General features: G+C 73.5%; 12 protein-coding genes. 9 read left to right on the top strand and 3 right to left on the bottom strand.

The genetic code is table 11. The features are described 5' to 3' along the window. Positions 1–2: 2 nt before the first annotated feature. Positions 3–2,018, bottom strand: a complete 2,016-nt coding sequence (locus tag ACQP2H_RS14640) for a phage tail sheath family protein (RefSeq protein ID WP_219461759.1) — start codon at positions 2,016–2,018, stop codon at positions 3–5. Between the two features lie 180 nt (positions 2,019–2,198). Then, positions 2,199–3,185, bottom strand: coding sequence for a hypothetical protein (locus ACQP2H_RS14645; RefSeq protein ID WP_433233192.1), 987 nt, complete (start codon positions 3,183–3,185; stop codon positions 2,199–2,201). Between the two features lie 164 nt (positions 3,186–3,349). On the opposite strand from ACQP2H_RS14645, the gene ACQP2H_RS14650 reads away from it, so the two are divergent. The 5 genes from ACQP2H_RS14650 (at position 3,350) to ACQP2H_RS14670 (ending at position 8,138) form a co-directional block, all read left to right on the top strand. Beyond that, positions 3,350–4,258 carry a bile acid:sodium symporter family protein gene (locus ACQP2H_RS14650; protein WP_219461766.1) on the top strand — a complete coding sequence of 303 codons (909 nt, stop codon included), beginning with the start codon at positions 3,350–3,352 and terminating at the stop codon, positions 4,256–4,258. A 252-nt stretch (positions 4,259–4,510) separates the two neighbouring features. Continuing rightward, complete coding sequence (locus ACQP2H_RS14655) at positions 4,511–5,572, top strand: IS110 family transposase (protein WP_219468313.1); 1,062 nt, start codon at positions 4,511–4,513, stop codon at positions 5,570–5,572. A 45-nt stretch (positions 5,573–5,617) separates the two neighbouring features. Continuing rightward, on the top strand, positions 5,618–6,361 hold the full coding sequence (locus ACQP2H_RS14660) for a YqjF family protein (protein ID WP_219461768.1): 744 nt from the start codon (positions 5,618–5,620) through the stop codon (positions 6,359–6,361). 96 nt (positions 6,362–6,457) lie between these two features. Further along, the gene (locus tag ACQP2H_RS14665) at positions 6,458–7,120 is read left to right on the top strand and encodes a HEAT repeat domain-containing protein (RefSeq protein WP_219461772.1); all 663 of its coding nucleotides are present in this window, start codon (positions 6,458–6,460) and stop codon (positions 7,118–7,120) included. Positions 7,121–7,124: 4 nt separating this feature from the next. After that, complete coding sequence (locus ACQP2H_RS14670; RefSeq protein WP_219461775.1) at positions 7,125–8,138, top strand: HEAT repeat domain-containing protein; 1,014 nt, start codon at positions 7,125–7,127, stop codon at positions 8,136–8,138. A 77-nt stretch (positions 8,139–8,215) separates the two neighbouring features. Here ACQP2H_RS14670 and ACQP2H_RS14675 read toward each other — a convergent pair whose 3' ends face one another. After that, positions 8,216–8,425, bottom strand: coding sequence for a hypothetical protein (locus ACQP2H_RS14675; protein WP_219461776.1), 210 nt, complete (start codon positions 8,423–8,425; stop codon positions 8,216–8,218). 169 nt (positions 8,426–8,594) lie between these two features. Between ACQP2H_RS14675 and ACQP2H_RS14680 the strand changes: the two genes are divergently transcribed. The 4 genes from ACQP2H_RS14680 to ACQP2H_RS14695 all read left to right on the top strand — a co-directional run bounded on the left by ACQP2H_RS14680 (position 8,595) and on the right by ACQP2H_RS14695 (position 12,329). After that, positions 8,595–9,821, top strand: coding sequence for a sensor histidine kinase (locus ACQP2H_RS14680; RefSeq protein ID WP_219461778.1), 1,227 nt, complete (start codon positions 8,595–8,597; stop codon positions 9,819–9,821). Continuing rightward, complete coding sequence (locus ACQP2H_RS14685) at positions 9,809–10,465, top strand: response regulator (RefSeq protein ID WP_208566070.1); 657 nt, start codon at positions 9,809–9,811, stop codon at positions 10,463–10,465. Before ACQP2H_RS14680 ends, ACQP2H_RS14685 begins: the two co-directional genes overlap by 13 nt. A gap of 128 nt (positions 10,466–10,593) precedes the next feature. Continuing rightward, the gene (locus ACQP2H_RS14690) at positions 10,594–11,700 is read left to right on the top strand and encodes a winged helix DNA-binding domain-containing protein (RefSeq protein WP_357533578.1); all 1,107 of its coding nucleotides are present in this window, start codon (positions 10,594–10,596) and stop codon (positions 11,698–11,700) included. A gap of 32 nt (positions 11,701–11,732) precedes the next feature. Next, positions 11,733–12,329: a GNAT family N-acetyltransferase gene (locus tag ACQP2H_RS14695; RefSeq protein WP_219461782.1), complete on the top strand. Its 597-nt coding sequence runs from the start codon at positions 11,733–11,735 to the stop codon at positions 12,327–12,329. The last annotated feature ends 8 nt before the right edge of the window (positions 12,330–12,337 follow it).

The raw sequence follows: 12,337 nt of genomic DNA on the forward strand, positions 1-12,337 counted from the left end.
TCTCAGGACGGGCTCTGGCCGGCGAGCTGCTGGATCCGCACGATCACGAACTCGGCGGGTTTGAGCGGGGCGAACCCGACGACCACGTTGACCACGCCGCGGTCCCGGTCGTCGCTGGTGGTGGTCTCCGCGTCGCACCGCACCAGGTACGCCTCGCGCGGCGTGCGCCCGGCGAACGCGCCCTTGCGGAACAGGTCCTGCATGAACGACGTCAGGTTCAGCCGCAGCTGTGACCACAACGGCTCGTCGTTGGGCTCGAAGACGGCCCACTGGGTGCCCCGGAAGACGCTCTCCTCGACGTAGAGCGCGAGCCGTCGGACCGGGGTGTACTTCCACTGGCTGGCCAGCACGTCCGCGCCGGCGGTGGTGCGGGCGCCCCAGTTGACGGTGCCGGTCACCGGGAAGGTGCGCAGGCAGTTGAGCCCCAACGGGTTGAGCACACCGTTCTCGGCGTCGGTCAGCGGATAGACCAGGCTGGTCACCCCCCGCAGCTGTGCCTCGGTGCCGGCCGGTGCCTTCCACACGCCCCGTTCGGTGTCCTGGCGGGCGTACAGGCCGGCGAGGGTGCCGCCGGGGGCGACGGTGCGGGGTCGGAAGCCGTCGGTGGGGTCGGGGATGCGCAGCCGGGGGAAGTGGGCCACCGCGTTGGGGCCCTTGACCCCGAGTTGGTTGATCCAGTCCAGGGCGCGGTCCGGGTCGTCCACTCCCGGCGGCGGGTCGACCAGCAGGACCGCCCGCCGCCGTTCGCAGACGTCGTAGGCGGCCGACCAGACCGCCTCCGGGTCCAGCCCGCTGTCGACGACGCCGGGGTCGCCGTGCTTGGCGCGGGTGGCGTCGGGGATGCAGAGCAGGTTGAACAGGTCGGTCTTGAGCAGCGCGTAGATGCCCGTGTAGGCGGCTTCGCTGCCGATCAGCGCGCCGGTGCCGGGCAGGGTGGTGCCGTCGGAACCGGTGACCAGGTCGCCCTGCCCGAGCCGCTTGACGCCGACCGGGCTGATCCGGCCCACGTTGGTGGCAGCACCTGACAGGCCCAGCAGGGCCGCGCCGTCGGCCACGTCACCGGCGGGGGTGACCCCCGCGACGGTGAAGGCGGCGTCCACGGCCGCCGGGGCGACCAACGCGTCCACGTCGCCGAGGACGCGCAGCCCACCGGCGGCGGTGGGTACCACCCGGACCCGCAGGCCGGCCGCGCCGTCGGCGGCGCCGAGCGCCGTGTTGACCTTCCGCTGCAGCAGCGCGGCCACCCCGGCCGGGGAGGACGGCAGCCGCTCGCCCTTGGTCAGCACGGTGACGGTCACCGGGGCGACCGCCGGCACGGTCTTGGCGGGGTCGTTCGGGTCCGGTTTGGTGGGCCGGTCGGGCTGCACGGTGAGCCGGTAGTTCTTGGCGGCGTCCACCGTGGGCGTGCCGAGCGCCGCGCCGACCGTGCCGCTGGGTACCGGTCGTCCCGCCCCGGCGGCCCCGGCCCGTGCCCGGACCAGCGCCGAACCCCGGTCCGGGTCGTTGAGCAGGGCCACCGCGTACGCGGCGCTGGTCGGGTCGGCGGACAGACCGGTGAACCGTTCGGTGTCGCCGGTGGCGGTGTCGGTGACGGTCAGGTTGAACGACGTGGCGTCGGCGGCCCCGTCGTGGTCGACGTCGACGAGTAGTCCGCTGCCCCACGCTCCGGTGCTCGTCGCGTCCAGCAGCAGCGCGGACTTCGCCCCGGCGCCGACCTTGTCCAGCAGGGTCACCGAGGCGGCCCGGGCGTCGACGCGGGGCACCCGCACGACCAGGGCGGCGGCCCCGCCGTTGCGGAAGAACTGCTGCACGGCCAGGCTGAGTTCGGAGTCCCGGTCGGCCCCGCCGAACCGGCGTTCGAACTCGCCGAAGGTGTTCACCCGGACGGCCCGGTGCTCCGGTCCGGTCCGGACGTATCCCACGAAGGCGGTCACCCCGGTCGCCACGCCGATGACGGGGCGGACGGAACTCGCGACTTCCTCGATGTACACGCCGGGATAGCTCGGAGTGACGGGCATGACTACCTCGTCTCGCAGTGGCGGGTCGGCTGTTGTCACCCTCCGCTCATGCCGTACCCACCTCTAGCGGGCACCCGACTACGTCGCGTCAGCTACCCGACACCCGGTGCCGTCACCGGTTCACGGAGACGAGTTGTCGGTGCGCCGGCCTCCGGTCCCCTCCGGCACGTGTCCCGCCGGTCACCGGTAGAGCTGAAAGTTGTCGAATTCGAAGACGCCGGTGCTCGTCGCGATGACGCCGCTCTGCCCGTCGGTCAGTTCCTCCGCCGGCACCGTCTTGACCCGGGTGTCGTCGAGGTAGAGGTCGAGCCGGTCGCCGTGGCCGACGATCCCGATCCGGTTCCAGCCGCCGGGCCGGATCCGGTCCGAGGCCTCGGTGAACCGGTAGGACAGTCCGCCGCCGCTCGGCCGACGGACGGCGAACGAGTAGGTGCCGTCGGGCGAGACCAGGAAGGCGTAGTACGCCCGGGGTTGCTCGGTGGTCCGGTAGAGCAGGCCCGCCGAGCTTGCCGGGGTGCCGTGCTCGGGAATCCGGACGTCGACGGTGACCGGTCGGTCGGCGGCGTCGAGCGCCGTGCCGGTGCGGTGGTCCCGGACGCTGACCCAGTGGTAGCGCACGGCGTTGCGGTCGGCCCGGTTGGTGAGCCGGAACAGGCCGTTGCCGGTGTCCACCTGGGTGGTCCAGGCGTCGTCCGGATCGCGGTCGCCGTCGGGGTCGGTCCAACTCGCGTAGTACCGGTCGGCTTCCTGCGGGTCGGCCAGCGGCGAGTTGAACGACTCGGAGAAGGCCGACTCGGCGAAAGGCGAGGACGGGGGCCGGTGCGGGATCAACGTCACGACACCGCCCACCACCCCCACCGCCCCGGCGAGGACGGCGACGACGGTCGGAATGGACCGGACCAGTCGTTGTCGGCGCGTCGGTCGGGCGTCGACCGGCGGCTCGTCCGCGCTGCTGCCAGGGGGACCGGAGTTGCCGTCCCGGTCGTCGGGGCGGGCGGGTTCGGCGTCGACTGCCCGTTGCTGTTGCGCGCTGCGCTCCTGTCCGGCGGGGCGCTCCTGTCCGGCGGGGTGCTCCTGGTCGGCGGGGTGCTCCTGGTCGGCGGGGCGGTCCTGCGTGCGACGCGCCGGGTCGACGGCGGCGTCTTCGGTGTGGTCAGACGCTGACATGGAGTAATCATGTCAGGCGTGCGCAGCCGTTCACCCCGGGCGACCGTCGGCTACTCGACACCGGCCGTCGGGAGTGGATGAGCATGCGGCGAGATGACCGGCGGGGCTGGCCGCTGCCAGGATGCAGTGAAAGACGTCAATCCCGTGGGGCAGGGTGGTGGGTCATGGGTTCCGGGTTGTCGCTCGCCCTCTTTCCGGTCGCCCTCGGCATCGTCATGCTGGGCATCGGTCTCAGCCTGACCGTCGAGGACTTCCGCCTGGTGGCCCGCCAGCCCCGGGTGGTGCTGATCTGCCTGGGTTGCCAGATGCTGGTCCTGCCGGCGATCTGCCTGGGCCTGGTGGCCGCCTTCGGTCTGCGCCCGGAGCTGGCGGTGGGGATGATGCTGCTCGCCGCCTCGCCGGGCGGCAGCACCGCCGGTCTCTACAGCCACCTGTTCCGGGGCAACGTCGCGCTCAACGTGTCGTTGACCGCGATCAACTCGGTGCTGGCCCTGTTCACCCTCCCGTTGATCGTCAACCTGTCGGTGGCCGGTTTCGTCGGTGCGGACAGCACGATCGGCCTCCAGTTCGGCAAGGTGGTGCAGGTCTTCGCGCTGGTCCTGATCCCGATCGCCATCGGGATGTTACTGCGGCGTCGGTTCACCGCCTTCGCCCTGCGGATGGAGCGCCCGGTGAAGATCATTTCCGTGCTCGTCCTGGCGGTGATCATCGTGGGGGCGGTGGCCGGCATCAAGGACGACGTGCTGGCCACCCTCGGGGAGCTCATCGGGGTCGTGGTGCTGTTCAACCTGACCAGCCTCGCCGTCGGCTACCTCGCGCCCCGGCTGCTGCGGGCCGGGCACCGGGACTCGGTCGCCTCATCCTTCGAGATCGGCCTGCACAACGCCACCCTGGCCATCACCATCGGGATGAGTCCGACCCTGCTCGACAACGCCACGATGGCCATGCCGTCGGTGGTCTACGGCAGCCTCATGTTCTTCACCGCCGCCGCCTTCGGGCTCGTCGTCGCCCGTCGCTCCGCCGCCCCCTCGTCCACCGTCGCCGGGCAGACGGGCCGACGGACCCTCCGCTGACTGTGAGCATGGCGGGGTCGGTTCATCAGTGGTGAGCTGATGGTCGGCAGTAGCAGGTGTGACCCTTCGCCTGACTGGTTTCGTGCCTTCGGCCGGACTTGTCCGTCTGCTACTGCCGGCGTCCGACCCGGCGGGAGACGTTTGGCCTGATCAGGAGCTTGACCGCCAGTTAGCGGCTGGCGTGTCTCATCACAGTCCTGCCATCTCCGCACCGGACCGGACCCTTGCGTCCCCACGGTTTGGAGAGAACGCATGTCCATGCTGGCAGATCTGGTCGAGGTCGTCATCGGCGTCGACACCCACAAAGACACCCACACCGCCGCCGTGCTCGACACCCGCACCGGCGGGGTCCTGGCCAGGGTCACGGTGAGCACCGATCCCGACGGCTACGCTGAGCTGGTGGCCCTGGCCGATGGGCAGTCGGGGTTGCGGGCCTGGGCACTCGAAGGCACCGGCGGCTACGGCGCCGGCCTTCACCGCCACCTGGCCGATGCCGGTGAGCTGGTCATCGAGCTGGACCGCCCGAAGCGGCCCGCCCGCCGGGCCGGGGCGAAGTCCGACCCGATCGACGCCGAACGCGCCGCCCGCGACGCCCTGGCCCGCACCACACTGGCGCAGCCCAAAACCGGGCCTCAGCGGGCCGCGTTACAGATGCGACTGACCGCCCGCAGAGCGGCTGTCGAAGCCGCCACCGCCGCACAACGGCAGCTACACGCGATGGTCATCACCGCCCCGGAGGCAGTACGCACCCGCTTCCGCGGGCAGAGCACCCGCGCGATGATCACCACCGCCAGCCGGCTGCGACCCACCACCACCAGCGGTGACATTGAGGCCACCACCGCGCTGACAGTGCTGCGTGACCTCGCCCGACGCATCCGGACACTGGAAGCAGAAGCCGCCGGCCACGAAACGGCGATCCGCGCGATCGTGCGTTCCTGGCGGCCCGACCTGCTCGACCTCACCGGCGTCGGACCAATCGTCGCCGCTACCGTACTCACCGCCTGGTCCCACCCCAGACGCTGCCGCAACGACGCCGCGTTCGCCATGCTCGCCGGCACCGCCCCGATCCCCGCCTCCTCCGGCAAGACCACCCGTTACCGCCTCAACCGCTCAGGCGACCGGCAACTCAACCGCGCACTACACACCGTCGCACTGTCCCGACTGCGCTACGACGAACGCACCCGCGCCTACGCCGACCGCCGCCGAGCCCAAGGCAAAACCGACCGAGAGATCAAACGCTGCCTCAAGCGCTACATCGCCCGAGACCTCTACCGACGCCTCGAAAACCCACCCCACCCACTTGACACGCCATAGGAGCGTCCCGTCCCACCGGCCGGGGCGGTGGAGCAGGATGGGTGCGTGCAGATCGAACCGGTCGTCCCCGCACCCGTCCAGACGTTCCCCCGTACGCTGCTGCGCCAGCGGTGGGCGGACCTGACCTTCCTGCACTGGGCGGTCGCCCCGGAACTCGTCGCGCCGCTGCTGCCGGCCGGTACCCGTCCGGACACCGTCGACGGAACCACCCACGTCGGACTGATCGGCTTCCGAATGGTCGGCCTCGGTTTCGGCCGGGGGCCCGCCGTGCCGTACCTGGGGACCTTCCGGGAGACCAACGTGCGGCTCTACTCGGTGGACCAGGCCGGTCGGCGGGCCGTGGTGTTCCGGTCCCTCGACGCGTCCCGGCTGATCCCGGTGCTGGTCGCCCGGGTCACCCTGGGGCTGCCGTACCTGTGGTCGGCGATGCGCCTGGACCACGACGGTGACCTGCGCAGCTACCGGTGTCGTCGGCGCTGGCCAGGGCCGGCCGGGACGACCAGCCGGATGGTGGTCCGGGTGGGTGCGCCGATCCACCGGCCGACCCCGCTGGAGCACTTCCTCACCGCCCGGTGGGGCCTGCACACCCGGGCGTACGGGCGCACCCTGCACCTGCCGAACTGGCATCCGCAGTGGCCGTTGCACCGGGCCGAGCTGCTGCACCTGGACGACGAACTGGTCACCGCCGCCGGACTGCCGGCGCCGACCGGACCGCCGGTCAGCATGCTGTACTCACCCGGCGTGCCGGTCCGGTTCGGTCCACCGGTCGTCCTGCGCCGGCCCCGGTGACCCGGCGGACACCCGTCGGATCGGGCGGACGCAGCGGGACTCCGGTTGACCCTGACACGGTGTCAGGGTCGACACTGCGTCGGGGAGGTGGTCCGGATGACCAGATCGGAAGTGGACCCGACGCGGGCGCTGCGGGGGCTGGCGAGTGGTGACCCGTCGGTGCGGCTGCGGGCCGCGCTGGCGGTCGGCACCACCCCCGACCCGGCTTTCGTCGACCCGCTCGTCGCCCGCTGCGGGACCGAACCGGACTTCTCCGTCCGCGAGATGTTGACCTGGGCGCTCACCCGTCACCCGCCGGAGGCGACGGTGCCCCGGCTCGTCGCCGCCCTGGGGTCGACCCGGGCGCAGACCCGCAGTCAGGCGTTGCACACGCTGTCCAAGATCGGGGACCGGCGGGCCTGGCCGGCGATCACCCGGGCCCTGCTGACCGACCCCGACGACGAGGTGGCACGCAGCGCCTGGCGGGCGGCGGTCGCCCTGGTGCCCGACGGCGCGGGGTCCGGACTGGCCGAGGTGCTGGCCACCCAGCTCGGGCGGGGCGACCGGGCGACGTGGCTGAGCCTCAGCCGGGCGTTGTCCGCGCTCGGCGAGGTCGTCCCGCCGGTCCTGCACGCCGCCGGGACGCATCCGGATCCCCGGGTACGCGCGCACGCGGCCGCCACGCAGCGGCTGTTGCGCGACCCGGACGCCGGATTCGAGTTCTCCCTCGGGGAGGCGACGCGCATCGTGGCGCTCGGCGGGACCGGCGGGCCGGGGTGAGGCGGTGCTGATCGGTGACGTGTCGCGACGCTGCGGGGTCAGCGCCCGGATGCTCAGGCACTACGAGTCGCTCGGACTGCTGCGACCGACCGGTCGTAGCGGCGTCGGTTACCGCGAGTACTCCGGCGCGGACCTTCGCCGGATCTTCCACATCGAGAGCCTGCGCTCGCTGGGGTTGTCACTGCGGGCGGTGGGACGGGCGCTCGACGACCCCGCCTTCACCCCTGCGGAACTCGTCGACGACCTCATCCGGCAGACCCGGGCGCGCATCACCGCGGAGCGGGAGCTGCTCACCCGCCTCCGGCGGATCGACGCCGCCGGGCCCGCCGACTGGCAGGACGTCCTGCAGGTCGTCGCGCTCCTGCGCGACCTGGGCTCACCGCGCGCGGAGCAGCGTCAACGCGCGGCGCTGGCCTCGGTCGGTGAGGTACCGGTGCCGGTGGAGGCACTGGTCACGGCGGTGCTGGACGAGTCCGACCCGAACGTCGCCGGGGCGCTGCGCTGGGCGCTCGCCCACCTGGGCGTCGACGGGTTGCCCCTGCTGGCGGAGGGGCTCGACGCACCCGAGGCCGGGGTGCGGGAACGTGCCGTCCGGGCCATCGTCGAGATCCCGGGTGGGGACGCCACCGCGTTGCTCCGCGACGCCCTGCGCCACCCGGACCCCGTGGTCGGCAGGTACGCGGCGCTGGCGCTCGGCGTCCGTGGCGAGCCCGACGCCGTGCCGACGCTCGTCGACATGGTCGTCGCCGAGGTGAACGACGTCGACGCCGCCGACGCGCTGAGCGCGCTGGCGACCGATCCCGCCACGGCGGAGCGGATCGCCGCGCGCCTGATCGGCCTGCTCACCCAGGCAGATCTCGGGGCGTCGGCACGGCGTCGGCTGATCCAGGCGCTCGCGGACATCCCGGGGGACACGACGTCGGGGGCCCTGGCCGGGCTGACCGGGGACGACGACCGGGTCGTCGCGCTCACCGCGAGCTACGTGCTCACCCTCCGCGCCGCCCCCGACGGCCGCTGAGCGCCGGCCGGCGGAGGCGGCCGGCCCATCCCCTGCCCCGTGGCCGGGGAGGGGCGGGCCCGCGTCCCGTGCGCCGGTCACCGGGCGCGGCGGTGCCGGGCGAGCAGCGTCCCGGCGCAGAGCACCGCCAGCAGGCCGCAGGCGGAGCCGGCCCACTGGTTGTCGAACACGGTCGTCAGCGCCGCGTTGGCGGCGAGGCTGACGACCAGCACCAGCCACAGCAGCGGGCGGAGCAGGTCGGCTTCCGGCTTGGTCGGGGCGTCGGCGATGCGGTACGGATCGGTCATGGCTGCCTCCTCGGGCGGCGGGTGTTCGACCAGGTTGACGCTAGGCGTGGCGGTGGGTCGGGCACGATCCCGCCAGCGCGACCGGCGGCGGTACAGCAGGCGCTACTTTCCGCGCCGACGGTGCCGGGCCGCCCGCCCGGTGGCCTATGTTGGCGCGGGAGGTCTTCCGATGACACACCTGCGGGACCGGGCTCGTGCCTCGGTCGACGCCCTCGAACACCTCGTCGGCGGGTTGGCCACCGCACTGTTGGCGTTGGCTGCGCTGCTGTGGGTGTTGCTCGTCGCGACGGCCTGCCTGGTCTGGGTGGGGCTGCCGGCGGCACCCGGCGCGCTGCGGGCGGTACGCTCGGTGGCCGACCGCGAGCGTGTCCGGCTGTCCCGCTGGGGCACGCAGCTCCCCGCCCCGGGCCCGGTGCCGGCCGAGCTGCGGGTGGCGGTGCGCGACCCGTTCGTCCGGCGGGAACTCGGCTGGGTCGCGCTGCACGCGGTCACCGGCCTGGCCAGCGGGCTGCTCGGCCTCGCTCTGCCGCTCTACGCCGTGCAGGACCTCACGTTCCCGCTGTGGTACCGGCTGCTGCCGCCCGGGGCGGGGGCGCCGGGGATCGTCTGGTGGCGCATCGACGGGCCGGCCGAGGCACTCCTGGTCGGGTTGCTCGGGTTGGGCTGGCTGGTCGCCGTGGTCGCGCTCGGTCCGCCGTTGGCCCGCCTCCAGGCCCGGCCGGGACGGTGGTTGCTGCCTCCGCCGCCGGGCATCGACCTGTCGTTGCGGGTCGCCGAGTTGACCGCCACCCGGGCTGCGGCGCTGGACGCCCACGCGGTGGAACTGCGTCGCATCGAACGTGCCCTGCACGACGGCACCCAGAACCGGCTGGTCGCGGTCAACGTGCTGCTGGGGGCGGCCCGCCGGGCGGTGCGGCGGGACCCGGACCGGGCCGACGAGATCCTCGGGCGGGCGCAGGACGCGGCGGAACAGGCGCTCGGCGAGTTGCGTACCGTGGTGCGGGGCATCCTGCCGCCCGTGCTGGACGACCGGGGCCTCGCCGGTGCCCTGGCCGGGCTGGCCGGCAGTTGCGCGGTGCCCTGCCGGCTCACGGTCGACGTGCCGGTACGCTGCGCCGTCTCGGTGGAGGCCACCGCCTACTTCGTGGTGGCCGAGGCGTTGACCAACGTGGTCCGGCACAGCGGCGCGGGTCGGGTCGACGTGACCGTACGCCGCGAGCAGGGCCGGTTGTCGGTGACCGTCGAGGACGACGGGCGCGGCGACGTCGACGAGACGCGCGGCTCGGGGTTGACCGGCATCCGTCGGCGGGTCGGGGCGTACGACGGCCGGATGACCCTGACCAGCACCAAGGGTGGGCCGACGAGACTGGAGGTGGAGTTGCCGTGCGGATCGTGATCGCCGAGGACGACCCGCTGCTGCGGGAGGGGCTGGCGCTGCTGCTGCGGGCGGAGGACCTGGACGTGGTCGCCACGGCGGGCAACCCGGGTGAGTTCCTGGCCGCGGTCGACGCGTACGCGCCGGACGTGGCGATCGTGGACGTGCGGATGCCGCCGACGCACACCAACGAGGGCATCGTGGCCGCGGTGGAGGCCCGTCGCCGGCAGCCCGGCCTCGCGGTGCTGGTCCTTTCGGCGTACGTGGAGCAGGCGTTCGCCACCGACCTGTTCTCGGTCGGTGCGGTCGGGCTCGGCTACCTGTTGAAGGAGCGGGTGGGTCGGGTCGAGGAGTTCCTCGCCGCGCTGCACCGGGTCGCCGACGGCGGCAGTGTGATCGACCCGGAGGTGGTGGGGCAGTTTCTGGCCCGCCACCGCAGGCCGGACGCGGCACTGGGAGAGCTGTCGCCGCGTGAGCGCGAGGTGCTGGGGCTGATGGCCGAGGGGCTCGGCAACACGGCGATCGCCGAGCGGTTGTACGTCACCGAGGGCGCGGTGCACAAGCACATCCGCAGCATCTTCGCCAAGCTCCAGCTGCCCCCCGACGACCGGGCCGACCGCCGGGTCACCGCGGTGCTGCGCTACCTCGACGGCGGCCGACGGTAGCGCCTGCGGTGCCCCGGCCCCGGCCGGCACCGAACTGGCGCTGGGCGCCCGGCTGAACCGACTGCTGATCGGCGTGCCGGTGGGCTACGGTGCCGAGTTCTGTCGGGGGTGCCGCCTAGGCTGACCGGATGATCGACCGGCGGCAGGTGCTGCATTTCCGCGCCCGCGCACAGCAACTCGACCGGGCCGAGAGCACGCTGGCGGACACCGCCGTGCTCGACCTCGGGGTGCAGGACACCGGCCCGGACGGCGGCCGGTGGGCCCTCGCGCTGCGCGGGGTCGAGGTGACGGCCCCGGTCGCGGACGACCTGATCCTGCTCTGGACCGCGCGCGGTGCGCCGCACCTCTACCGTCGCGCCGACGTGGCCGAGGTGGCGGGGGCGGTCGCGCCGTACTCCGAAGCGGACGCGGCCAAACGCATCTACGACGCCGCCCGGCCGCTGAAGGCCGCCGGCATCGGCATCCTGGCCGCCCTCGACGAGGTGGCGGCGCGGATGCGGGACGTGGTCACCACCCCGACGGTCAAGGGCGACGTCTCCGGGCGGCTGGCTGCGCTGCTGCCCGAGCCCTACCTGCGGTTCTGCCGCCCCTGCGCCGCCACCCACCTCTACGAGATGCCGTTCCGGCTGGCGGCCGTGCGGGCCGGGCTGGAGCTGCGCCCCGGCACCTCGCCACCGGTCCTGCACCACATCCCCGGGTTCACCCGCCCCGCCCCGCCCGGCGACCGGTTCGACCTGGTCCGCGCCTACCTGCGGCTGCTCGGCCCGGCCACCCCCAAGCAGGTCGCCGACTACCTCGACGCCCCGGTCAGGGACGTGCGGGCCCGCTGGCCGCAGGACGTGGTCGAGGTACGGGTCGACGGGGAGGCCCGCTCGCTGCTCGCCGCCGACGAGCCGGCGCTCGCCGGTGCCGCCGACACCACGGCCGTGCGCCTGCTCGGCCCGTTCGACCTGTTCCTGCAGGCGCGGGACCGGGCGACCCTGGTGCCGGACGCGGCCCACGCCAAGCAGTTGTGGCCGGTGCTGGGCCGCCCCGGCGCCGTCCTGGCCGGTGGTGAGATCGTCGGCACCTGGCGGCCCCGTAAGACCGGCCGGGCGCTGACACTCGCCGTCCAGCCATGGCGGAAGCTGTCCGCCGCCGTCCACGACGCCATCGTCGCGCAGGCGCAACGCCTCGCCGCCCACCGGGACCTCGCCCGCGTCGACGTCGACGTCGACGTGCCGGGCGGAGTTTGACACCGGCCCACGGCAGCGGGGGAGGATGAGGCGTGCGGGTCCCTCTTTCCACACCACCGGCCATCCCCGCCGGGGCCGTCGCCGCCGGTGTGCAGCCGACCCTCACCGCGCCGGGTGGCCTGGTCCTGCGTCCCTGGGAGCCGTCCGACGCCCCGGTGTTCCTGGCCGCCTACCGGGATCCGGAGATCCGGCACTGGCACACCCGTCATCCGGCCTCCGAGAGTCAGGTCCGGCAGTGGTTCGTGGAATACCAGCAGGCCTGGGCGCGGGAGACCGGTGCCAGTTGGGCGGTGACCCGCGACGGCGTCGAGGTGCTCGGCCGGATCGCCCTGACCAGTATGGATCTCGATGACGGTGTCGCCGGGTGCGCGTACTGGGTGCTTCCCGCCGCCCGCCGGGCGGGGGTGGCCTCCCGGGCGTTGACGGCGCTTGGCGACTGGGCGCTGGACGGGGCGGGCTTCCACCGGCTGCACCTGGACCACTCGACCCGTAACGTCGCCTCCTGCCGGACCGCGCTGCGCGCCGGGTTCCTGCTGGAGGGCACCAAGCGCAGCGACGCCGTGCACGCCGACGGTCGGCACGACATGCACCTGCACGCCCGCATCCGGGGCGATCGACCAGCCGGCTGACACCGGCA

Origin of the sequence: Micromonospora sp. CA-248260, from assembly GCF_050942205.1 — a bacterium.
Lineage (GTDB): Bacteria > Actinomycetota > Actinomycetes > Mycobacteriales > Micromonosporaceae > Micromonospora > Micromonospora antibiotica.

Bases quoted from the DNA above. Each gene is read 5' to 3' on its own strand.
- ACQP2H_RS14665 (WP_219461772.1), top strand. From the start codon at position 6,458: ATGACCAGATCGGAAGTGGACCCGACGCGGGCGCTGCGGGGGCTGGCG.
- ACQP2H_RS14680 (WP_219461778.1), top strand. From the start codon at position 8,595: ATGACACACCTGCGGGACCGGGCTCGTGCCTCGGTCGACGCCCTCGAA.
- ACQP2H_RS14675 (WP_219461776.1), bottom strand. From the start codon at position 8,425: ATGACCGATCCGTACCGCATCGCCGACGCCCCGACCAAGCCGGAAGCC.
- ACQP2H_RS14690 (WP_357533578.1), top strand. From the start codon at position 10,594: ATGATCGACCGGCGGCAGGTGCTGCATTTCCGCGCCCGCGCACAGCAA.
- ACQP2H_RS14650 (WP_219461766.1), top strand. From the start codon at position 3,350: ATGGGTTCCGGGTTGTCGCTCGCCCTCTTTCCGGTCGCCCTCGGCATC.
- ACQP2H_RS14645 (WP_433233192.1), bottom strand. From the start codon at position 3,185: ATGTCAGCGTCTGACCACACCGAAGACGCCGCCGTCGACCCGGCGCGT.
- ACQP2H_RS14640 (WP_219461759.1), bottom strand. From the start codon at position 2,018: ATGCCCGTCACTCCGAGCTATCCCGGCGTGTACATCGAGGAAGTCGCG.
- ACQP2H_RS14655 (WP_219468313.1), top strand. From the start codon at position 4,511: ATGTCCATGCTGGCAGATCTGGTCGAGGTCGTCATCGGCGTCGACACC.